The organism is Pseudomonas sp. G11-1 (assembly GCF_024031555.1).
Lineage (GTDB): Bacteria > Pseudomonadota > Gammaproteobacteria > Pseudomonadales > Pseudomonadaceae > Halopseudomonas > Halopseudomonas bauzanensis.
In genome coordinates this window covers 39,964-61,477 of record NZ_QEYQ01000005.1, presented here as the reverse complement: position 1 = coordinate 61,477, position 21,514 = coordinate 39,964, and the positions used below count along the sequence as shown (strand labels likewise).

Below are 21,514 nucleotides of genomic sequence, written 5' to 3'. Positions count from 1 at the left end.
CCTCCCCCTTGCAGGGAGAGGGCTGGAGAGAGGGTGAAGCGCTTAGCGGTTTTGCCGGCGCGTCATGAAGGCCAGGCGCTCCAGCAGCTGCACGTCCTGCTCGTTCTTCACCAGCGCGCCATACAGCGGCGGGATGGCCTTGGTCGGGTCGCGATCACGCAGCACGGCTTCGGGGATGTCGTCGGCCATCAGCAGCTTCAGCCAGTCGACCAGCTCGGACGTGGAAGGCTTCTTCTTCAGGCCCGGCACCTTGCGCACGTCAAAGAAGATGTCCATCGCTTCACTGAGCAGGTCCTTCTTGATGTTCGGGTAGTGCACGTCAACGATGCGCTGCATGGTCTCGCGGTCAGGGAAGGCGATGTAGTGGAAGAAGCAGCGGCGCAGGAAGGCGTCGGGCAGTTCTTTCTCGTTGTTCGAGGTGATGATGATGATCGGGCGCTGTTTGGCCTTGATCGTCTCGTTGGTCTCGTAAACGTAGAATTCCATCTTGTCGAGTTCCTGCAACAGGTCGTTGGGGAACTCGATATCGGCCTTGTCGATTTCGTCGATCAGCAGGATGGCCCGCTCTTCGGATTCGAAGGCTTCCCACAGCTTGCCCTTCTTGATGTAGTTACGTACGTCATGCACCTTGTCCACGCCGAGCTGGGAGTCGCGCAGGCGGCTGACCGCATCGTACTCGTAGAGCCCCTGGTGCGCCTTGGTAGTGGATTTGATGTGCCAGGTGATGAGCTTGGCGCCCATGGACTCGGCCAACTGCTCGGCCAACATGGTTTTGCCGGTGCCCGGCTCGCCCTTGATCAGCAGCGGGCGCTCGAGGGTAATGGCGGCGTTGACGGCGAGCTTGAGGTCGTCGGTGGCGACGTAGGACTGGGTACCTTCGAACTTCATGGGGAATTCCTTGGGACGGGCCGCTGACAGCGGGCATTCACGTTATTTTCTCAGCCCTCGACTATAGCCCGCACCCCGAATGGGTGTAAACGCACAGGCGGAATTCACTCAGTGAATGGCGGGCGGACCTGCACGACGGCGAACTGGCATTGTGGGAGCGGGCTCGCCCGCGAAGAGGCCTGGCAGAAGAGCTTCGCGGCCAGGGCCGCTCCCACTCGAAATGACCGCCTCACCGCAGGCTTTTACTCCTGATCTTCCTCCAGCGCCCGCTCGAAGCGGGGTGTGAAGGCTTCAACGAAGGCATTGCGCAGGATCTGAATAAAGGCCTGGAAGGCGCTCATTTCCGCGTTATCCAGACTGCCGCTCAGCTCGATACGGGTGGCGAACTGGTCCTGGCGCTGATTCTGCAGCACTTCCTGCCCGCCATGGACGATCGCCTCCCATAGACCCCGGAAGAATCCCTTGTCCTCGTTGCGGATATCCTGATCCATGTCGAATACGTCGACATCGCGCATCAAAGGCTTGATGTAGCCGGTCAATTGCCGGTCCTCCACATCCAGCTCCATGGTCAGATCGCCCTCGCCCCCGCGGAAATCGAACTTGCCGTAGGCGCCGGCGAAGTCATTGATGCGGGTCAGGTCCAGGCCCAGCATGCGAAACTGCAGATCGAGATTGTCCACCCGCCCCAGCGGGTCGAAGTGCGCCGTGGCCTCGACCGGCGCGTGACCGAGGAAATTGGCGGTGCCGTTCATACTGGCACTGCGTTGCCCCTGGGCATCGGGCGCGTTGGTCAGATTGCGCACCGTCATCTGGATATCACTGGCGTTGATGTTGACCGGCGGGTCGCTGGAAAAATTACGGAAGAACACCGTGCCGCTGTGTACGTTCACCTCGTTCAGGCGCACCGGCACCATGTCTTCCAGTTGCGCACGCCAATCGACCCCTTCACCGGTCTGCTTCTGGGCCTCGGATTCGCCATCGACAAAATTGAGTTCCGGTTCATACAGGTCGACCACACCGATCAGCACGCCCTCTTTCCACAGGGCGCGCATGCGGACCTTGATATCCATAACCGGCAGCTTGACGAAGGGCACCTGATTCTCGCCCTCGGTCTTGGTGATCACCAGCTCGTTGATCCGGTAGGCGCCATTCCACCAGGTCATGTCCACATCTTCTATATGGCCACGGTAGTCGCCCATCTCGGCAAGCTTGTCATTCAGGAACTCGCGTACCAACCAGGGCAGCATCAGGTGCAGTATGATCAACAGCAGCGCCAGCACCGCCACCGTTATCATGGAAATACGCAGGGTCTTGTTCATAACAGGATTGACTTGTGCCGTTATCGGTAGTTCAACCGATTGACGCCCATGAACGCCAGGCATAGGCTGGTCCGGCCGCGCATCCACAAGGAGAACAACCATGAGCCACGTTTTCACAGATTACTCCCAGTCCATCGGCAACACGCCGTTGGTCCGGATCAACCGCCTGGCCCCCCACGGCGTCACCATCCTGGCCAAGGTTGAAGGGCGCAATCCTTCGCATTCGGTCAAGTGCCGTATCGGCGCCAGCATGATCTGGGACGCCGAGTCCCGGGGGATTCTGAAAGAAGGCATGACCATCGTCGAGCCCACCTCCGGCAATACCGGCATCGGCCTGGCCTTCGTAGCCGCCGCCCGCGGTTACAAACTGATTCTGACCATGCCCTCTTCCATGAGCCTGGAGCGCCGCAAGGTACTCAAGGCGCTGGGCGCCGAACTGGTACTCACGGAGCCGGCCAAGGGCATGAAGGGCGCTATCGAGAAAGCCACTGAAATAACCCAGGCCGCTCCCGACACCCACATTCTCCTGCAGCAGTTCGAGAACCCGGCCAACCCCGCCATCCATGAAAAGACCACCGGCCCGGAGATCTGGCGCGATACCGACGGCGGTATCGATGTACTGGTCTCGGGGGTCGGCACCGGCGGGACGCTGACCGGCGTGTCGCGCCATATCAAGCAGACCTGCGGCAAGGCCATTACTGTCGTCGCCGTGGAGCCGGTCAGCTCACCAGTGATTACCCAGGCCCGGGCCGGTGAAGAAATCAAGCCGTCACCGCACAAGATCCAGGGTATTGGCGCCGGTTTCATCCCCGGCAACCTGGATCTGAGTCTGGTCGACCGGGTAGAGCTGACCACCGACGAAGAAGCCAAGGACATGGCCCTGCGTATCATGCGCGAGGAAGGCATTCTCTGCGGTATCTCCTCCGGCGCCGCCATGGCCGCCGCGGTGCGCATCGCCGAAGAGCCGGATATGCAGGGGCGCACCATCGTCGTGGTACTGCCTGATTCCGGCGAGCGTTACCTGTCCACCATGCTGTTCGCCGACCTGTTCACCGACCAGGAAATGCTGCCCTGAGCCGTCGGGCTGATCCGGAGCCGGCGTGACCTCGCCGGTATCCGATCAGCCGCGGCTCTTCCGCCGGACTCGCTGACTGGCTATTCTGGGCACCTCCGGATTCACTACCAGGGTTGCCCATGTCAGATACCGCCGTGCATATCGCCCAACGCCTGCTGGATGCCTTCGATGCTTATCGAGCGACGTTCCGCGAACTGACCCTGGGCGCCCGCGCCCGCTTCGAGCAGGCCCAATGGCCTGAAATCCAGGAAACCTCCACCGCGCGCATCAACCTATACGATGAGCGCATCTTCGAGACCCGGGATCAGCTTTCCGCCGACCCGGCCTGCCACGATATTCTCGACGCCGATTGCTGGCCGGCGATCAAACAAGCGTATATAGAACTGATCGAAGACCGCTTCGACGATGACCTGGCGGAAACCTGGTTCAACTCGGTGTTCTTCAAGATGCATCGCCATGATCAGATCAGCGACCGCACCATGTTCGTCCACAGCACCCGACCGACGGTGCGCAAACCGTCTCGTGTACCGCTGACTCGGGGATTCATCTCCGGTGGCTGCCTGACCAGCCTGGCCAGACAGATCCTGGATCAGTACGCCTTCGACGTGCCGTGGGCGGATTTCGAGCGCGATTGCCAATTGATTGTGCGCTGCCTGCGTCAGGGACTGCCGGATTGGGCCCAGCTGGACCATGGTCTGACCGTCGAGCTGATCCAGCCGGTGTTCTACCGCAACAAGGGTGCCTATCTGGTCGGGCGCGTATTGAGCCAGGGTGAGAAATGGCCCTTTGTACTTCCCCTGATCCACCGGGAGAAGGAAGGCGTCAGTGTCGACACCGTGATCACCGACGAGTCCGAGGTATCCATCATTTTTTCCTTCACCCGCTCCTACTTCATGGTGGACGCTGCGGTACCGGTGGAAATGATCGGCTTTCTCAAGCGCCTGCTGCCGGGCAAACAGGTCGCCGAACTCTATACCGCCCTGGGCTTCTACAAGCAGGGCAAGTCCGAGTTCTACCGGACGCTGATCGATTACATGGCGCGCACTCCCGATGATCGATTCATCATGGCGCCGGGGGTGCGGGGCATGGTCATGACGGTATTCACCCTGCCGGGCTTCAATACCGTATTCAAGATCATCAAGGATCGCTTCGCCCCCTCGAAGAACATCAGCCGCGCCACGGTCATCGAGAAATATCGGCTGGTAAAGCGCCACGATCGCGTCGGCCGCATGGCTGACACCCAGGATTTTGCCGACTTCCGCTTCGCCCGGGACAGTTTCGAGCCCGAGTGCCTGCAGGAGCTGCTGGAAGTCGCCCCCTCCACGGTGATCATTCAGGGCGATACCGTGCTGGTCCGCCAGTGCTGGACCGAGCGGCGCATGACTCCGCTCAACATCTATCTGGAAAGCGCCAGTGAATCCCAGATCCGCGAGGCGCTGCTGGACTACGGGCAGGCCATCAAGGAACTGGCCGCCGCCAACATCTTCCCCGGCGACATGCTGCTGAAGAACTTCGGCGTCACCCGCCATGGTCGCGTGGTGTTCTATGACTATGACGAGATCAGCTATCTGACCGAGGTCAACTTCCGGCATATACCCGAACCGCTCTATCCCGAGCAGGAAATGTCGTCGGAGCCTTGGTATTCGGTCGGCCCCAACGATGTATTTCCCGAGGAGTTTCCCGTGTTCCTGTTCGCCGACATACAGCAGCGTCGGCTGTTCAGTCAGCTGCATGGCGACCTTTTCGATGCGGACTTCTGGAAGGGGTTACAACAGCAGATTCTGGACGGCAAGGTGATCGACGTGTACCCCTATCATCGCCTGCAGGACCGGGCCGCAGAGGGTTGCAAGGCCCTGTGAAAATTATCCGACGAAAGACGTGCTATTTCCGCAAACTGACGTATACTGAATTTCGTTCGTTTGTACCGGAGAGCCTGCCAAGTAATTGTCTTGACTTGGTTCAGATTCCCGGGCAAAGTGAGCGCGTAGGTTTTCAAGAGATAGAGTAGTAGGCTGCAAGCGCACTTTTAGTACGTAAGTTTGTCATTCTCGCAATCTTTGATTCCCACGCTTTAATTGAGCTTTGCTCAAGTATTTCAATTTGATAGGAATTATCTGAAATGGCAACTGGTACAGTTAAGTGGTTCAACGACACTAAAGGCTTCGGCTTCATTACTCCTGATGGCGGCGGTGACGACCTGTTCGCCCACTTCTCCGAGATCAAGGTTCAAGGCTTCAAATCCTTGGCCGAGAACCAGAAGGTGTCTTTCGACATCACTACTGGTCCTAAGGGCAAGCAAGCTGCGAACATTCAGATCATCGGTTAATTCCGAATCTGAATAGAAAAGCCCGGCCTCGGCCGGGTTTTTTATTGCCTGGCGTTTGAGCTCTGGCGTCCCAGGGCAAAAATCACTCGCCTGTACCGCCCCGACATCGTACCCTATGCGCAATGATCCGAGGACGACAGATTTACCATCCCATTCTGTTGCCAGCCTCCTTCCAGACGTCCAGACAAAGGGGTTCTCGCAGTGGACAGCACCAATCAAAAATCGACCGACTCTCTTCACCTGAGCCTGTTCCGCGCCGCGGAAGCCATCGTCAGTGAACTGGGGGCATCCCAGCTCACCTTCGCCACCCTGAGCGAACGCACCGGTGTCGACGAAGCCACCCTCAGCACCCTGTTTCCCGACCGCGAAGCCTTGCTGACAGCGATGATCGAACATCGCCTGGAGCGCTTCCGCGTACGCTGGGGTGCTTATGAAAGCGTCCTGCCCGACGAGCCCATGCGCGAACTCAAGGCCCTGCTGCTAAGCAACATGAGCGAGTCCACGGAAGAGAAGAACCTCGACTCAGCGATCTTTGCTGCGGCGGCCAGCAACCCGGCCCTGCTGCAAACCACCTCGGATGACGTGCAGGGCCTGTTCGACATTCTGGCCAAGTCACCCCTGGGATTGGCCCAGGCCGCGGTATTGTTCTTCTCGGTACGGGGCTATCGCCTGTTCGAGCAGGTTGGCATCTGCCCGATGACCGATACCCAGCGCACCGAATTCCAGGAGCAGATCATGCGCCTGGCACGCATCATGTACGAGCAGAACAACGAAGAATAATGATCAGCTGGCAGCGCGGCTGCGGCCGCTCCGCCAATGGCGCCAGACCAGGCGCAGACAGGCAAAGCCAACATAGGCCAGGCTCGCCAGCAGCATCGCCAGCGCCAGGTCGCCCAGCAGTTTCGGCGCCTGCTCGCCGGTCCCCAGCAGCACATCCAGTGCCCAGCCGATGGCGGCAGGCGCCAGACCAGGTTCCAGCGGTTCGACCTGCGACGGGGTGAACAGGATCACCGCCATCACCAGCCACAACGGCTCACGCACGTACCACCAGCTGATCCAGCGGGTCATCTGGGTCCAGACCAGCCAGCCGCAGGCTGCAGCGCCCAGATAAATCATCCACACTGTCTGGTATTCCGACTCGTTGAACATGCTCTCTGACCGGTTGTCGATAAACGAGCGACTATAATAGCTTTTTTGACCCTGGAGTCCTACAACCATGCCGCCATCAACTCGCCGTGATGCGACGCCTGATCCCTATGCCTGGCTGGAACAGCGCGACCTCGACGAAGTGATCGACCACCTCAAGGCCGAAAACAGCCATACCGAGCAATGGCTGAGCACGCATGATGATCAACGGGCCCAACTGTTTGAAGAAATCCGCGGGCGCATACGCGAGACCGATCTGTCGCTGCCGGCGGTCTGGGGCCCCTGGCTGTACTACCAGCGTACCGAAGCCGGTGCCGAGTACCCCCGCTACTTCCGCAGTCCCCGGCCCGCCGACGGCAGCCTGCAGACCGACCCGACCAAGGAGCAATTGTTACTGGATCTTAACGAGCTGGCCGGTGATGGTTTTCTGCAGCTGGGCGACTTTGCCATCAGTCCCGACCACCACTGGCTCGCCTACAGCCTCGACCGCCAGGGCGACGAGACCTACTGCCTGTATCTCAAGCACCTGGATAGCGGCAATATCAGCGAACTGCCACTGGACCAGGCCGATGGCAGCCTGGTCTGGGCCAACGACAGCGTCACCCTGTTCGCCGTCAGCATGGACGAAGCCTCGCGCCCGGCCACGCTCTGGCGTCTGCAGCTGGGAACCCCGGCGGTCCGCGTATATCACGAGGCCGACCAGCGTTTCTATCTGCATGCCTACCGCAGCAGTTCGGAGCAATGGCTGGTACTGGCCAGTGACAGCAAGAACACCAGTGAAGTGCGGGTGGTGTCAGCTGACCATCCCGCCGGCGACTGGCAATTGCTCAGCCGCCGCGTTACCGGTCATGAATACCATGTGGACCATGGCCCAGACGGCCTGCTTATCCGCAGCAACGACCGCGGCGAGAACTTCGCACTCTACCGCACCGACCCGCATCACCCGCTGCGCCGCAACTGGGAACTGGTGGTGGATGTGGACCCGCAGCGCACCCTGGAGGATTTCAGCGTGCAGCGCCATGGCCTGCTGCTGCATTACCGTGACGGCGGCTTGACCCGTCTGGAGGTACGCCCGGCCAACGGCGCGCACTATGAGGTGAGCATGCCGGATGCGGTCTACAGCCTGCATGTACAGGGCGGCGAAGAGTACGTCAGCGAGCATATTAGGTTGCGTTACGAATCGCTGAATCGGCCAGCCCAGGTGCGCGCGCTGCATCTGCCCAGCGGCAGTCAGAACGTTCTCAAGCAGACCCCGGTGGAAGGGCCATTCGATGCCGATGATTACGAAGTCCGCCGCGAATGGGCCACCGCGCCGGATGGCACCCGGATTCCCATCAGCCTGGTAGGTCGACCGGCCAGCCTGGCCGCTGCCGCCCCGCTCTATCTGTATGGCTATGGCGCCTACGGTGCCAGCATGGACCCCTGGTTCTCCCATGCCCGCCTGTCCCTGCTCGACCGTGGCTGGATCTTCGCCATCGCCCATGTGCGCGGCGGCGCCGACATGGGGGAAGCCTGGTATCAGCAGGGCAAGCTGGAGCACAAGAGCAATACCTTCAATGACTTTATCGCCTGCGCTGAGCACTTGGTCGGCAGTGGCTACACCGACAGCAGCAAGCTGGTCATCGCCGGTGGCAGCGCCGGCGGCCTGCTGATCGGCAACGTCGTCAACCAGCGCCCCGAGCTGTTTGCCGCCGCGGTAGCCGATGTGCCCTTCGTCGATGTATGGAACACCATGAACAACCCTGCCCTGCCGCTGACCATCGGCGAGTACGAGGAATGGGGCGATCCGAATGATCCCGCGGTGGCCGAGCGCATCAGGTCTTACGCGCCCTACGAACAGGTGCGCGAGCAGGCTTATCCGGCGATGTTCGTCACTGCCGGGTATCACGACATGCGCGTACAGTACTGGGAGGCAGCCAAATGGGTGGCGAAACTGCGGCACAGCAAGACCGATGACCGGCCGCTGTTGCTACGAACCCAGATGAGCGCCGGCCACGGCGGCGCCAGCGGGCGTTATCAGTCGATGAAGGAGCTGGCCGAGGAGTACAGCTTTCTGCTGGCGGTCATCAAATAACCTCGGGGCCATCCCCCAGCGCCAGCAGGCCTGTATCCCCTCCCACTGCGGCCGTGTTGATGGTGCGTGTGCGCTCGGTCGCCATACGCACCAGATAATGCGGGCCACCGGCCTTGGGACCTGTACCTGACAATCCCTGGCCACCGAAGGGTTGTACCCCGACCACCGCACCGATCTGATTACGGTTGATATAGACATTGCCAATACGTACCCGCTGGTCGATGTAGGCGGCAGTCTGTTCGTTGCGGCTATGGACGCCCAGCGTCAGGCCGAAGCCCGAGTTGTTTATCTGGGCAATGATCTCGTCGAGCTCGTCGCTACGCCAGGTGATCACATGTAGGACGGGGCCAAAGTGCTCACGGTCGAGCTGATCCAGCCGCTCCAGGCGAAAGGCCGAGGGGGCAATGAAGTGGCCATTGGCATCGGCCGGCAGTGGCGTTTGTGCGATCAGCCGCCCTTCGGCGGTGAGTCGGTCGATATGCCTGAGCAGATTGTGCCGCGCCTCGTCATCGATGACCGGCCCCAGATCGACATCACGCTGGGAGGGATCACCCACCTGCAGTTCCGCCATGGCCCCCTTGAGCAGTTCAATCACCTGCTCGGCAATATCCTCCTGCAGATACAGGACCCGCAGCGCCGAGCAACGCTGGCCGGCGCTGGCGAAAGCCGAATGCAGCACATCGCGGATCACCTGCTCGGGCAACGCGGTGGAGTCGACCAGCATGGCATTCTGACCACCGGTTTCGGCGATCAGGGTGGCGATCGGTCCGGCTCTCTCCGCCAGGGCACGGTTGATGAGTTGGGCGGTGGCCAGCGAGCCGGTGAACACTACACCGGCAATCCGCGGGTCTGCAGTCAGCACACTGCCGACCTGCTCCCCATCGCCAGGTAGCAGCGCCAATACCTGTGGCGGCAAGCCGGACTCCAATAGCAATTCGACACAGCGCACCGCCAGCAGAGTGGTCTGCTCTGCGGGTTTGGCGGCGACCGTGTTTCCGCTCAACAATGCTGCAACCATCTGGCCGACGAAGATCGCCACGGGAAAATTCCAGGGGCTGATGCAAACCATTACCCCCCGCCCCTGCAGATACAGCTCGTTACTCTCACCGGTGGGACCGGGCAGGCTCACCACGGAAAAATCTTGTCGCGCGCGGTGCGCATAATAACGACAGAAATCGACCGCCTCGCGCACCTCATCGAGACCGTCCTGCAAACTCTTACCCGCCTCCAGGCTACACAAGGCCATCAATTCGGGCAGATGCTCTTCCAGACGATCGGCAAACCGCTCGATGATTTCAGCACGCTCGGAAACCGGTCGCGCATTCCAGTCGGCAAAAGCCGTCGCCAGCCCGGTGATGGCCGAGCCGACTTGCGGGCAGGTAGCCCAGATCACATCACCCACCTGGCGCTCAAGATCCCAGGGGCAGCATACCGGCCGCCCCAGGCCGGTCAAACGGTGACCATCGACGATCGGCGCACCGTTCCACTGCCGAGACAGCCAGTCGGACAGCGCGGCCTGCAATGGCAACCAGTGGCTCTGAATATCCAGATTGATGCCGCGGGAATTGCGTCGCTCTGAACCATAGATATCCCGTGGCAGCGGGATCTGCGGGTTGGCCAAGTCCGGGTAGCGGCGCAGTGCCTGCAGCGGATGCTCGATCAACGAGTCCACAGGCACGCGGGGGTCGACCAACCGATGCACGAAGGAAGAATTGGCGCCGTTTTCCAGTAGCCGCCTGACCAGGTAAGGCAATAGCTCCCGGTGTGCACCTACCGGCGCGTAGATGCGCACGGGATATTGGTGCACGTCGATAACCGTGTCGTAGAGCGCATCACCCATACCATGCAGCCGCTGAAACTCGAGATCCCGGCCGTTCGCCATTTCCAGAATGCAAGTCACGGTGTGGGCGTTATGGGTGGCGAACTGCGGGTAGAGCAATTCCGCGGTATGGGGTCCGAGGAGGTAGCGAGCGCAGGCCAGATAGGACACATCCGTCGCCTCCTTGCGGGTGAACACCGGATAGCCATCCAGGCCCGCCTGCTGGCTGAGTTTTATCTCGGTGTCCCAGTAGGCGCCCTTGACCAACCGCACCGGTATCCGGTCCCCCTGTTCCCGCGCCAGCAGCGTGAGCCAGCAGAGCACCGGCAAGGCACGCTTGGAATAGGCTTGCACCACCATGCCGAAACCGCTCCAGCCAGCCAGGTCCGGATGGCGATACAACTGGGCAAACACCTTGAGTGACAACTCCAGGCGGTCGGCCTCTTCCGCATCGATGGCGATGTCCACATTACCCGCCCGAGCTTGACGCAACAGTGTCAGCAAGCTGGCACCCAGTTCGTCCAGTACCTGGGTTTCTCGGCCTGCCTCGTAGCGCGGGTGCAGCGCGGACAACTTGATCGAGATGCTCGGTCGAGGCCCTTTCCCATCTTGTCCTGACTCAGCCAGTGCGGCGATGGCCGCACTGTAATCTTGCTGGTAACGCCCTGCGTCGGCACGGGTCAGGGCCGCCTCACCGAGCATATCGAAGGAGTGGGTATACCCCCGGGCAGCCTGTGCCCGGGCATTCTTCAGCGCCTCGCCAATGTTGCGCCCGAGCACGAACTGACGGCCCATGAGCTTCATTGCCTGGAGCATGGCGGCCCTGATCACCGGCTCACCGCTGCGGCGGACCAAGCGCCGCAGCACCGCCCCCGGTGTGCCCTCGTCCGACTGCTCCAGATTCACCACCCGACCGGTCATCACCAGCCCCCAGGCAGCGGCATTGACCAGCGCATGCTCGCTCTTGCCAAGGTGCAGGTCCCATTGCGCCGCATTGAGCCTGTCGCGAATCAGCGCATCGGCGGTGGCGGCATCCGGTATGCGCAGCAGCGCCTCGGCAAGGCACATCAGCATGATGCCCTCGCGGGTATCCAGGCTGTATTGCTGCAGCAAGGCATCCAGGTTGTCCACCGCATCGTCCCGGCGCCGCACCGACTCGATCAGGTGTCTTGCCCGATCAGCCACCGCGGCGATGCTCTCCGGCTCGGCCAGCCGCATCAGTTGCTCCAGGCAGGCCGCTTCATCCTGCACATAGTGCGCGCTGACAATCGCCAGAAAATCATCGGCGCTATCGCCGAGGAAGGTTCCATCAAGCACATCTGCTGCGGTGATCATGGGCTACTCCCGTTACTGCCATTATCACAACATAGTCGGTTAAACGACGCTCAGCAGCCTGGTTTATCAATCACCATTGAAATACCCCGTCGCAGACACCACCTTTGTAGAACGATATTTCAGACTAGGGTGCCTCATGACTGATCAGGACGACGTGCCGGACTACATCGAGCAGCAACGCAGCGACCAGCCCGGAACCGGATTGGTGCTGCCGGACCAGCGCCTGCCGCAGAAGCTATATCTGTTACCCATCAACAACCGCCCCTTCTTTCCCGCCCAGGTGATGCCGGTGGTGGTGAACGAAGTGCCTTGGGCAGAAACCATCGAGCGGGTGGCCAATACCCCCCATCATGCGCTCTCGCTGTTCTGGGTGGACCAGCCACTGCCGGCCGATGGCGTGCTCGACCCCAAGCTGCTGCCCAAGACCGGCTGCGCAGTGAAGATCCACCAGGCGGTCAAGGAAGACGGCAAGATCCAGTTCATCGCCCAGGGCCTGACCCGGGTGCGCATCACCCAGTGGCTGAGCCACAAGCCTCCCTATCTGGTGGAAGTGGAGTATCCCGAATCCCCCAGCGATGAGCGGGACGAGGTACGCGCCTACGCCATGGCCCTGATCAACTCGATCAAGGAACTGCTGCCGCTGAACCCGTTGTACAGCGAGGAGCTGAAGAATTACCTGCATCGTTTCAACCCGAACCAGCCATCCCCCCTGTCCGACTTTGCCGCGGCACTGACCTCGGCCAAGGGCAGCGAGTTGCAGGACGTGCTGGACACCATCCCGGTGCTGCGGCGCATGCAGAAGGTGCTGGTGCTGCTCAAGCAGGAGATCGATGTCGCCCGCCTGCAAGGCGAGATCAGCGCCGAGGTCAATCGCACCATCAGCGAGCAGCAGCGCAAGTTCTTCCTCAAGGAGCAGCTGAAGGTCATTCAGAAGGAACTGGGCCTGTCCAAGGATGATCGCACCGCCGACGTCGAGCAGTTCCGCGAACGCCTGATCGGCAAGCAGCTGCCCGAAGCAGCGCAGAACAAGATCGAGGAAGAGCTCAACAAGCTGTCGATTCTCGAGACCGGCTCCCCCGAGTATGCCGTCACCCGCAACTACCTGGATTGGGCCACTGCCATGCCGTGGGGCCAGACCCACGTGGACCGGCTCGACATCCAGCGCGCCCGGCACATTCTGGACCGCGACCATGACGGGCTGGAGGATGTGAAACAGCGCATTCTCGAATTCCTTGCACTGGGCACCTTCAAGGGCTCGGTGGGTGGCTCGATCATCCTGCTGGTTGGCCCACCCGGTGTGGGCAAGACCAGCATTGGCCACTCCATCGCCGAGAGTCTCGGCCGGCCCTTCTACCGCTTCAGCGTCGGCGGCATGCGCGATGAGGCCGAGATCAAGGGACACCGCCGTACCTATATCGGCGCCATGCCGGGCAAGTTCGTGCAGGCGTTGAAAGAGGTCAAGGTGATGAACCCGGTGATCATGCTGGACGAGATCGACAAGCTCGGCAGCAGTCACCAGGGTGACCCCGCGTCCGCGCTGCTGGAAACCCTGGACCCGGAACAGAACAACCAGTTTCTGGACCATTACCTGGACCTGCGCCTGGACTTGTCCAAGGTACTGTTCGTCTGCACCGCCAATACCCTGGACAGCATCCCCGGGCCGTTGCTCGACCGCATGGATGTGATTCGCCTGTCCGGCTACATTGCCGAAGAGAAACTGGCGATCGCCAAGCACCACCTCTGGCCGCGCCAGCTGGAACGCGCGGGCCTGCGCAAGAGCCAGCTGCGCATCACCGACCGCGCCCTGCGTCAGTTGATCGAAGGCTATGCCCGGGAAGCCGGCGTGCGCAACCTGGAAAAACAGCTGGCCAAGCTGGTGCGCAAGTCGGTCATGACACTGCTGGAAAACCCCGACCAGAAGTTGAGCATCAAGCCGGACCAGTTGCAGGAACTGCTCGGTACGCCAGCCTTCCGTACCGAGAAGACCCTCAAGGGCGTCGGCGTGGTGACCGGTCTGGCCTGGACTTCCATGGGCGGTGCCACATTGCCCATCGAGACCAACCGGGTGCATACCCTTAACCGCGGTTTCAAGCTCACCGGCAAGCTGGGTGAAGTGATGAAGGAATCGGCGGAGATCGCCTACAGCTATATCTGCGCCAATCTGGCGGGGTTTCAGGCTGATCGGACCTTCTTCGACGAAGCCTTCGTGCACATGCACGTTCCCGAGGGTGCCACACCCAAAGACGGGCCCAGCGCCGGCGTGACCATGACCAGCGCCCTGCTCTCGCTGGCGCGTAATCAGCCGCCGAAGACCGGTGTGGCCATGACCGGGGAAATCACCCTCACCGGGCAAGTGCTACCGGTCGGTGGTATTCGTGAGAAAGTCATTGCCGCCCGCCGGCAATCGATCTTCGAGCTGATTCTGCCGGAGGCCAACCGCGGAGATTACGAAGAGCTGCCCGACTACCTGCAACAGGGCATGACCATCCACTTCGCCGCCCGCTATGCGGATGTGGCCAAGGTCTTGTTTGATTGATGAATAACCGGGGCTGCTCACCAGCCCCGGTCAGTTGTCGTTCTTGCGCCCGGCCTGCTCGAAGTGCCCGGCGAAGTCCTCATCCAGTTCGCCCACCTCGGGAAAGTCGGTCAGGTTACTTTCGAAGCCAGGTTCTGCCACCTCCGAACGTGACATTCTTGCCCCCAGCCCGTCGATCAGTTCCCAATCGGCGTTCAGATCGAAGTCCATCTCCAGATCAGCCTGCCCCGAGCTCAGAGCGTCGTCGTGCATGGGCGTCACCTCTCCCATCGGCGTCACCTGCTCCGTACGCGGGACAGTGTCGATCTGCGGAAATTGCGCCTTGAGCTGCTCGATCCGAGAGACGTCACCATCAAGCTCGCAGACCGCCTGCGCCTGTTCGGCAAAGGCCGGGGAATCGCCCAGTGCCGCCAACACACCCAATTGCTTCAATCGCAGGTCGACCCGCACAGGCTCGGCCTTGATGGCCTTGTCCAGCATGGTGCGCGCTTCGACCAGGCGGCCATAGGTGAGGTACAGCTCCACTCCTTCCAGCGGGTCGGCAACGCGGTTGCCCGGCATGGTAACCGGCTGCGGGACCGGTCGGGGCGCGATGGGCTCGGCGAGTTCGGGTTCGGGTTCGGGTTCACGGCGGCGATAGCCCATTACCAGAGCAATAATGGCGGCCACCAGCGCTACCGGCATCCACCACCAGCCCTTGAACGCAGAGCGCTGTTCAGGGTTGGTCACCGGCTCTGCCGCTTCGCCCGGATCCGCCAGTGGCCGCGCCACGGCGCCCGGCTCCATTGCCGTCTGCGCCGCTGGCAGCATACTCCCGGATGCTTCCTCCCCTGCCACCGGCAGAGCAGACAAAGCCGCAGCGCGGGCATTACGCGCTGCTTCCAGCTCCGCCTGCAGACTGGTGATCTGGCGATCCCGCTCCTCCAGCTCAGCAAGCAATGCATTGAAGCGTGACTCGAGGGCCGCGAGCCGGCTCTGCATCTGCTCACTCTCGGCGAGGGCGGCCCCTACCGCCGCCTCCAGTTGCGGCTCCTCGATTCGCAGCTGCGGCGGTTCCACCGAGACGTCGCCCGTCACACCCATCTGCGCGGCGGTCGGCAGGATCAGCTCCCGGCCGACCCGCAACCGGTCCATATCGCCATTGACGAACGCCTCGGGATTGAGCGCGCGGATAGCGCGCATCTGCCGAGCTACGGCGACCGATTCGTCAGCACGGGTGGCCTGGGCAATGGCCCACAGGCTGTCTCCTACTGACGTCTCGTAGCGCCCGGCATCGGCCTGCGGCTGCAGGTCGGGCAGAGCCGGCGTTACCGGTGGCGCCACAACTGTACTGGCTACCACAGCCGGCTCGGCAACAGACTCGATATCGGCACTGGATGCCAATACCGGAGCCGGCCGATACAACGGCGGATCGGGCAACAGGGTGTATTCACGCAGCAACACCCCACTGGGACGATGCAGTTGCACGAGAAAGTTGAGATAGGGCTCGTTGACCGGGCGACTGGACTCTACCCGCACCGCCAGTTGCGAGTTCACCCGCACCGGGGTGAAGCGCAGATCGTTGAGAAAGTATGGCCGCTCGATACCAACCCGTGAGAAGGTCTCGGCATCAGCCAGGGACACAACGATGTCATTGGGGGCCAAACCCTCAGCACCATGCAACTCGATAACGGCATTGAGCGGTTGGCTCAGCGCCGAAGTCAACCGCACCTCACCCAGCCCGAGTGCATGGCTGCTGCCGGCATACAGAGCGGCCAGCGAAGCCATTCCAACGATCAATCGATGATGGGCATCCATTTCAACCTTCCTTAGCTCTGCTTTATCCTGGCCACCCGTTCGGGCGTGGCGACGCCGTGAAAGATATTATTATGCCACCAGAGCAACATCGTGCGAACCGATAACAGCCTCATCTCGTCAAATAAATTGCCATTTCTGCCGAGCGCCTCGCATTTCGCCAATTGTTTGACGACCGAGATCCGGCGCACCTGTCGGTAACACCGGCCAAGTTGAGGTAAACTTGCCTTTTGCCGACCCCAGCCGGACCCTTTCATGAGCGATGTAGACAAGCTGTTCGCTGCTCCCCTGCCCCAGGTGAGCGATTTCGTGTTCGATCACAATGTGGCACGGGTTTTCCCCGACATGATCAAGCGCTCCATCCCCGGATATCCCACCATCGTGGAGAATATCGGGGTGATCGCTGCCCAGTATGCCCAGCCCGGCACCCTGATCTACGATCTGGGCTGCTCCCTCGGCGCAGCGACCCAATCCATGCGCCGCCATCTGGGCGGCGCCGATTGCCGCATTCTGGCGGTGGACAATGCCGAAGCCATGGTGGTGCGCTGCCGCGAATACCTCGCCGCCCAGGATTCGATGATGGAAGAGCTGGTGCCGGCAACCGTGATACAGGGCGACATCCTGCAGCTGGAGCTGGAACCTTGCTCGGTGGTAGTGCTGAACTTCACCCTGCAGTTCATTGCCCCGGAACAGCGCCTGGCGGTGCTCACCCGTATTCGCCAGGCGCTGCTGCCCGGTGGCATTCTGATTCTCTCGGAGAAATTCCGCTTCGCCGATCCCGGCACCCAGCAACATCTGGAACAGGTGCATTACGCCTTCAAGCGGGCCAATGGCTACAGCGAGCTGGAAATCGCCCAGAAACGCAGCGCCATCGAGAATGTCATGCTGCTGGATACCCAGGAAGCGCATTTCGAGCGCCTGCAAGCGGCTGGGTTCAGCCATGCCTGCACCTGGTTTCAATGTCTCAATTTCGGTTCGATAATGGCCCACGCGTGATTGATTATTCCCCGCTGTATCGTGATCTGAGCGGCACCTCGCTGCAGAACTGGCTGGCCGATCTGCCAACCGCCCTGGAACGCCGACTGGCCGAGGCTCACCGGCACGGTGACCTGCCCCGGTGGCAGGCCTGCCTACCGCAGCTGCCGGACCTGCTGCCCGCCACGGTGGAACTGCAGCAGGGCATACACATCGGTGCCGCCGATGAGCTGTCTGCCGAACAGCAGCAAGCCCTGCGCGAGACGCTGCAGGGCCTGCATCCCTGGCGCAAGGGCCCGTTCGAGTTGTTCGGTGTGCAGATCGATACCGAATGGCGCTCCGACTGGAAATGGGATCGCGTGGCACCGCATCTCACGCTCCAGGGCAAGCGGGTGCTGGATGTGGGCTGTGGCAATGGTTACCACATGTGGCGCATGTGGCAGGACGGCGCCCGCATGGTCATCGGTGTCGATCCCAACCTGCTGTTCCTGACCCAGTTCGAGGCCATCCGCCGCTACCTGCCTGACGCCCCGGTCTGGCAACTGCCGTTCACCCTGGAGGAGCTGCCGGAACCCACCGGCGGATTCGATACGGTGTTTTCCATGGGCGTGCTCTATCACCGCCGCTCACCGCTGGACCATTTGCTGCAATTGAAGGCCTGCCTGCGCCCCGGTGGCGAGCTGGTATTGGAGACCCTGGTCATCGAAGGTGATGAACAGCAATGCCTGATGCCTGAAGATCGCTATGCCCAGATGCGCAACGTCTGGTTCCTTCCTTCGGTAGCCATGCTGGAGCGCTTTCTGCGCCGCTGCGGTTATACCGACGTGCGCTGCGTCGACCTCAACCGCACCAGTGTCGAGGAGCAGCGCAGTACCGAGTGGATGCGCTTTCAATCGCTGCCGGATTTCCTCGACCCGACCAATGCCGAACTCACCTGCGAAGGTTATCCCGCACCGCTACGCGCCACCCTGCTGGCGAAACGACCTGAGTGAACTGGCAAACGGCCTCGGCCATTCGCGGGCAAGCTCGCTCCCAGCGCCGGATACCTGAGACGGTCGAGCACCAGCTCGACCAACAGCGCTAGCTGGGCCACCGCTGGCCGGGATGGAAGCCGGTCGGGTCGCGGTCGGCCTTCCATAGTGCAGCGGGGTGGAAGGCCGAATAACCGTCTATGCACTGCCGCGACGCAGCCCACTGATCCAGCCCAGAGCAAACCAGCCAGGTGGCATATCCGGCCAGTCGTTATCACCCAGCCCCGCCAGATCATGCCCGGCTATGCCGGCCCGGGCGTACAGCCGCTCCAGCCACCACTGCAGGCAGGCTCCATCACCCATGACATGCCGGTTGGCCATCTCGGTGCGCAGGCGCATGGGCAGCGATTCGAACAGCAGGCTGTCGAAGGCCGGGAATATCCTGCACTCGTTCTCCAGGTAGGCAGAGCGCGCCGCCGGCGTCAGTTCGAGCAACCGGGCCAGGGTTTCCAGTTGCGCAGCATATTCACGGTGGCTGTGCAGCGGGTCGAGCCGCTGCCGCCAATCCAGTTCCAGACGCTCCACCGCCTCCACCAGGGCCAGCGCACCGGCTGCCGGAGCATCCAGCAGGCTGGCGAGCAACTGGCGCTGCACCAGGGGCAGCGGCCGCAGCAACAAGGTCAGCTCGGCGCTGCTGGAGCCGGGTTGCGGCTGCCAATGACCCAGCTGACCATCCGGCAGGCTGCTCGCCCGCACACAGCGTGCCGGCCAACTGGCGGGCAGCAGTTGTTTCCGCAGCTCTGACCAGCGTTCGCCCAATGTCTCACGCTGTCGATCGATCCAGCGCTCCGCCAGCCAGCGCCGGCGCGATTTAAAGCTTGTCATCCGTTACCTTTCCCAGACGTTCCCTGATGCCCTGGATAATGCCACGGTTATCTTCGGCCAGCCCAGTGCGGTTGGGCAACGGCACAGCGCGGCACAGGTCGAGGGTAAAATGTCCGAGTCGCGCGCTGTACAGCCCGACGCCGATACCCTGCCCCACCCGGGCGGCGAGCTTTTCCAACAGCCCTGACAGCAGGCTGTCACTGAGCGCGCCGATGGCCATCTCGCTGCCGCCGGCCAGGGCGATATTACGCAGCACGTGGCGCGCCAGGCGCCAGCTGTTCAATTGGGTAATGGGCAGGCCGTAACAGATGGCGATGCGCTGCATCATCCGGACATTGCGCCACACCACCAGCAGCAGATCGACCGTGACCCAGGGGCTGGTCGCCACCAGCAGGCCAGTGCCCACCGCTTCGCGGCGCAGCAGGCGCCGTGCCTGCTCGTCCAGTGGCTGGTAGAACAGCAGGCTCAGCCGCCGACTGACCTCCTCGGCGCTGTGCGAGGTATCCAGGTCCGCACATGCCAGCGCCAGACGCGATTGCAGTGGCGTGTCCCGGTACAGTGCCTGCAGGCGCTCCAGCCAGTCTACCGCCAGCCGCTCGCGTGGGTCCGCCAGGGCTGCCTGCATTTCCAGACGCAACTGCTCCAGGTCTGTCAGCCGCGCTCGTTGCCGGCGCACATCCCGCAGCGCCTTGAGACCGGTACCGGCCAGCCCAACTCCCACCAACCCGACCACAGCGCCGGCCAGCGGCTGCCAGTGCCAGGCCGCCAGGGTCCACTGGCTCCATTCCAGTGCGACGCCACCCACCACAACGGCCCCGATCAACTTGGCCAGGCGCGCCGGCCAGCGACTGGGGGCCGGCGCGTTGAGCATCCCCGGCGCGGGCAGCTCGGCGGCCATGCTCTGCTCACGAGCCGTCGCGGTCACCTCGCCGAGCACCCGGGTGCGGGTCAGCTCCTCGGTGGTTTTTGGCTGTTCCAGGGTTTCCAGAATCCGGGTCTTGGGTTGATCAGTCATAGCGCGTGGCCCTCCACTATCCAGCCGATGAGTTCATCCATTCGGTAATGGGGGAAGGGTTCATTACGGTGCAACCCGGCCGGGGGACGCAGGTCGAGCAGCTCCGGGCCACTGATGTGCAGATCCAACGGCAGATGCTCGGGAATGCCCCCAGGCTGGTAACGGACCCAGCCGGCCTGCCCTTGCAACCCGGCGACCAGAGCGTCCCCCTCCTGGCGCGTAGCCCGTACCGCCGACAGCGGAAAGCCCCGCACTCGTACGCCGCCGTGACGCACATCCGCCAGGCTGTCGGTAAGCAGATCTTCCAGGCATTGCTGCACGGCCCGCTGCTGCTCCGGTGCAACTTGGTCAACCTTGGTCGCGCATACGGCCAGTTGGCTGATACGCGGTCGGAACAGCCGTCCCAGCAGGCTATCGCGACCATAACGGAAGCTCTGCAGTACCGATTCCAGCGCAGCTTTCAGGTCGGCCAGGGCAGCCTGCCCGGCGTCCATGGGGCCAAGCATGTCGACCAACAGGATCTGCCGGTCCAGTCGGCTGAAATGCTCGTCATAAAACCCCTTCACCACATAGTCGCGGTAATAGCGGAAACGCGCCTCGCAAACGGCCCACCAGCTTCCCGCTGGCCCCCGGGTATGGCGGTTGCCGCTGAGCAGCGGCACAAACAGCAGCATCTCGGCGGCAATACCGCTACCGGGCAGCAAGAATCGCCCCGGCTGGTTACGTGACAGACCCGCTTCGCTGCGGCTGCGCTGCAGAAAGTCGGTCCAGGCCGCAGCCAGCTCCGCTAGGCGTTGATCGTCCTGCGGCGCCAGCGGATCGATTGCCTCCAAGGCCTCGCGCAACGGTCCGGCGAGACTGCGCCGGGGCTCGGCGTCCAGCCATTCGCGCATCTGCTCACACCATTGGCCGTAATCCATGCCCAGCAACGGCAGGTCGAGCAACCACTCGCCGGGGTAGTCGAGAATCTCGATCCGCAACGAGCGGCTGCGCTGTACTCGCTGCAGCAGTCCGGTCTGGCGAAAACGCAGATCGATCACTACCCGCGACAGATCCCGGGTGGACTCAGGCCAGCGCGCCGGCTCACCGGCCAGGGCCTCCAACGCCTGCAAATAGGCAAAGGGTTGCTCCACCCCCTCCCGCTGCCAGCGCACCGCCTCCAGCCGATCAAAGGGTGCGCGCCTGGCCAGCAGGCCGCGCTGGTGGTTTTCCAGCTGGTTGATCAGGCTGGTGATGAAGGTAGTTTTGCCGGCCCGGCTGAGGCCGGTCACCCCTACTTTCACATGCGGATTGCCCAGGCTGGTCGCCTGCTGTCGAACCTGCTCCAGCCACTGCGGTGGTTTTATTGCTGCCATG

16 protein-coding genes are annotated in these 21,514 nt (G+C 62.1%); 8 read left to right on the top strand and 8 right to left on the bottom strand.

The window, feature by feature from the left end; genetic code table 11:
- Positions 1-42: 42 nt before the first annotated feature.
- The gene (locus DHB74_RS14160; RefSeq protein WP_036989637.1) at positions 43-888 is read right to left on the bottom strand and encodes an AAA family ATPase; all 846 of its coding nucleotides are present in this window, start codon (positions 886-888) and stop codon (positions 43-45) included.
- A gap of 242 nt (positions 889-1,130) precedes the next feature.
- Complete coding sequence (locus tag DHB74_RS14155; RefSeq protein ID WP_036989635.1) at positions 1,131-2,207, bottom strand: DUF748 domain-containing protein; 1,077 nt, start codon at positions 2,205-2,207, stop codon at positions 1,131-1,133.
- A gap of 100 nt (positions 2,208-2,307) precedes the next feature.
- Between DHB74_RS14155 and cysK the strand changes: the two genes are divergently transcribed.
- The 4 genes from cysK (at position 2,308) to DHB74_RS14135 (ending at position 6,388) form a co-directional block, all read left to right on the top strand.
- A complete protein-coding gene (gene cysK, locus DHB74_RS14150) occupies positions 2,308-3,282 on the top strand; it encodes a cysteine synthase A (RefSeq protein ID WP_036989633.1) in 975 nt (324 codons plus the stop codon).
- A gap of 119 nt (positions 3,283-3,401) precedes the next feature.
- Positions 3,402-5,141 carry a bifunctional isocitrate dehydrogenase kinase/phosphatase gene (gene aceK / locus DHB74_RS14145; RefSeq protein ID WP_499161761.1) on the top strand — a complete coding sequence of 580 codons (1,740 nt, stop codon included), beginning with the start codon at positions 3,402-3,404 and terminating at the stop codon, positions 5,139-5,141.
- Between the two features lie 260 nt (positions 5,142-5,401).
- Positions 5,402-5,608, top strand: a complete 207-nt coding sequence (locus DHB74_RS14140) for a cold-shock protein (RefSeq protein ID WP_036989629.1) — start codon at positions 5,402-5,404, stop codon at positions 5,606-5,608.
- Positions 5,609-5,809: 201 nt separating this feature from the next.
- Complete coding sequence (locus tag DHB74_RS14135) at positions 5,810-6,388, top strand: TetR/AcrR family transcriptional regulator (protein ID WP_036989626.1); 579 nt, start codon at positions 5,810-5,812, stop codon at positions 6,386-6,388.
- Between the two features lie 3 nt (positions 6,389-6,391).
- Here the strand turns inward: DHB74_RS14135 and DHB74_RS14130 are convergent, their stop codons facing one another.
- Positions 6,392-6,757: a hypothetical protein gene (locus DHB74_RS14130; protein WP_036990291.1), complete on the bottom strand. Its 366-nt coding sequence runs from the start codon at positions 6,755-6,757 to the stop codon at positions 6,392-6,394.
- A 67-nt stretch (positions 6,758-6,824) separates the two neighbouring features.
- On the opposite strand from DHB74_RS14130, the gene DHB74_RS14125 reads away from it, so the two are divergent.
- Positions 6,825-8,828, top strand: a complete 2,004-nt coding sequence (locus DHB74_RS14125; RefSeq protein ID WP_499161760.1) for a S9 family peptidase — start codon at positions 6,825-6,827, stop codon at positions 8,826-8,828.
- Here DHB74_RS14125 and putA read toward each other — a convergent pair.
- Positions 8,821-11,982: a bifunctional proline dehydrogenase/L-glutamate gamma-semialdehyde dehydrogenase PutA gene (putA, locus tag DHB74_RS14120; protein WP_499161759.1), complete on the bottom strand. Its 3,162-nt coding sequence runs from the start codon at positions 11,980-11,982 to the stop codon at positions 8,821-8,823. The genes DHB74_RS14125 and putA overlap by 8 nt on opposite strands.
- Positions 11,983-12,118: 136 nt before the next feature.
- On the opposite strand from putA, the gene lon reads away from it, so the two are divergent.
- Positions 12,119-14,518, top strand: coding sequence for an endopeptidase La (gene lon, locus DHB74_RS14115; protein WP_074778489.1), 2,400 nt, complete (start codon positions 12,119-12,121; stop codon positions 14,516-14,518).
- Positions 14,519-14,548: 30 nt separating this feature from the next.
- Here the strand turns inward: lon and DHB74_RS14110 are convergent, their stop codons facing one another.
- Positions 14,549-16,315: a type IV pilus assembly protein FimV gene (locus DHB74_RS14110; protein WP_499161758.1), complete on the bottom strand. Its 1,767-nt coding sequence runs from the start codon at positions 16,313-16,315 to the stop codon at positions 14,549-14,551.
- A gap of 252 nt (positions 16,316-16,567) precedes the next feature.
- On the opposite strand from DHB74_RS14110, the gene cmoA reads away from it, so the two are divergent.
- Positions 16,568-17,308, top strand: coding sequence for a carboxy-S-adenosyl-L-methionine synthase CmoA (cmoA, locus tag DHB74_RS14105; RefSeq protein ID WP_036989618.1), 741 nt, complete (start codon positions 16,568-16,570; stop codon positions 17,306-17,308).
- Positions 17,305-18,279: a tRNA 5-methoxyuridine(34)/uridine 5-oxyacetic acid(34) synthase CmoB gene (cmoB, locus tag DHB74_RS14100; protein ID WP_036989617.1), complete on the top strand. Its 975-nt coding sequence runs from the start codon at positions 17,305-17,307 to the stop codon at positions 18,277-18,279. Before cmoA ends, cmoB begins: the two co-directional genes overlap by 4 nt.
- Before the next feature lie 177 nt (positions 18,280-18,456).
- Here cmoB and DHB74_RS14095 read toward each other — a convergent pair whose 3' ends face one another.
- Genes DHB74_RS14095 through DHB74_RS14085 form a run of 3 tightly spaced genes read right to left on the bottom strand, consistent with a single transcriptional unit; the run spans position 18,457 to position 21,513 of the window.
- A complete protein-coding gene (locus DHB74_RS14095; protein WP_036989615.1) occupies positions 18,457-19,143 on the bottom strand; it encodes a hypothetical protein in 687 nt (228 codons plus the stop codon).
- Complete coding sequence (locus DHB74_RS14090) at positions 19,130-20,158, bottom strand: TIGR01620 family protein (protein WP_280164203.1); 1,029 nt, start codon at positions 20,156-20,158, stop codon at positions 19,130-19,132. Before DHB74_RS14090 ends, DHB74_RS14095 begins: the two co-directional genes overlap by 14 nt.
- Positions 20,155-21,513 carry a YcjX family protein gene (locus DHB74_RS14085; RefSeq protein WP_499161757.1) on the bottom strand — a complete coding sequence of 453 codons (1,359 nt, stop codon included), beginning with the start codon at positions 21,511-21,513 and terminating at the stop codon, positions 20,155-20,157. Before DHB74_RS14085 ends, DHB74_RS14090 begins: the two co-directional genes overlap by 4 nt.
- Position 21,514 lies beyond the last annotated feature (1 nt).

Excerpts from the sequence above, each read along its gene's own strand:
- DHB74_RS14090 (WP_280164203.1), bottom strand. The coding sequence starts at position 20,158 with ATGACTGATCAACCCAAGACCCGGATTCTGGAAACCCTGGAACAGCCA.
- lon (WP_074778489.1), top strand. The coding sequence starts at position 12,119 with ATGACTGATCAGGACGACGTGCCGGACTACATCGAGCAGCAACGCAGC.
- DHB74_RS14140 (WP_036989629.1), top strand. The coding sequence starts at position 5,402 with ATGGCAACTGGTACAGTTAAGTGGTTCAACGACACTAAAGGCTTCGGC.
- DHB74_RS14160 (WP_036989637.1), bottom strand. The coding sequence starts at position 888 with ATGAAGTTCGAAGGTACCCAGTCCTACGTCGCCACCGACGACCTCAAG.
- DHB74_RS14155 (WP_036989635.1), bottom strand. The coding sequence starts at position 2,207 with ATGAACAAGACCCTGCGTATTTCCATGATAACGGTGGCGGTGCTGGCG.
- DHB74_RS14095 (WP_036989615.1), bottom strand. The coding sequence starts at position 19,143 with ATGACAAGCTTTAAATCGCGCCGGCGCTGGCTGGCGGAGCGCTGGATC.
- cysK (WP_036989633.1), top strand. The coding sequence starts at position 2,308 with ATGAGCCACGTTTTCACAGATTACTCCCAGTCCATCGGCAACACGCCG.
- DHB74_RS14085 (WP_499161757.1), bottom strand. The coding sequence starts at position 21,513 with ATGGCAGCAATAAAACCACCGCAGTGGCTGGAGCAGGTTCGACAGCAG.
- aceK (WP_499161761.1), top strand. The coding sequence starts at position 3,402 with ATGTCAGATACCGCCGTGCATATCGCCCAACGCCTGCTGGATGCCTTC.
- cmoA (WP_036989618.1), top strand. The coding sequence starts at position 16,568 with ATGAGCGATGTAGACAAGCTGTTCGCTGCTCCCCTGCCCCAGGTGAGC.
- DHB74_RS14125 (WP_499161760.1), top strand. The coding sequence starts at position 6,825 with ATGCCGCCATCAACTCGCCGTGATGCGACGCCTGATCCCTATGCCTGG.
- putA (WP_499161759.1), bottom strand. The coding sequence starts at position 11,982 with ATGATCACCGCAGCAGATGTGCTTGATGGAACCTTCCTCGGCGATAGC.
- DHB74_RS14130 (WP_036990291.1), bottom strand. The coding sequence starts at position 6,757 with ATGTTCAACGAGTCGGAATACCAGACAGTGTGGATGATTTATCTGGGC.
- DHB74_RS14110 (WP_499161758.1), bottom strand. The coding sequence starts at position 16,315 with ATGGATGCCCATCATCGATTGATCGTTGGAATGGCTTCGCTGGCCGCT.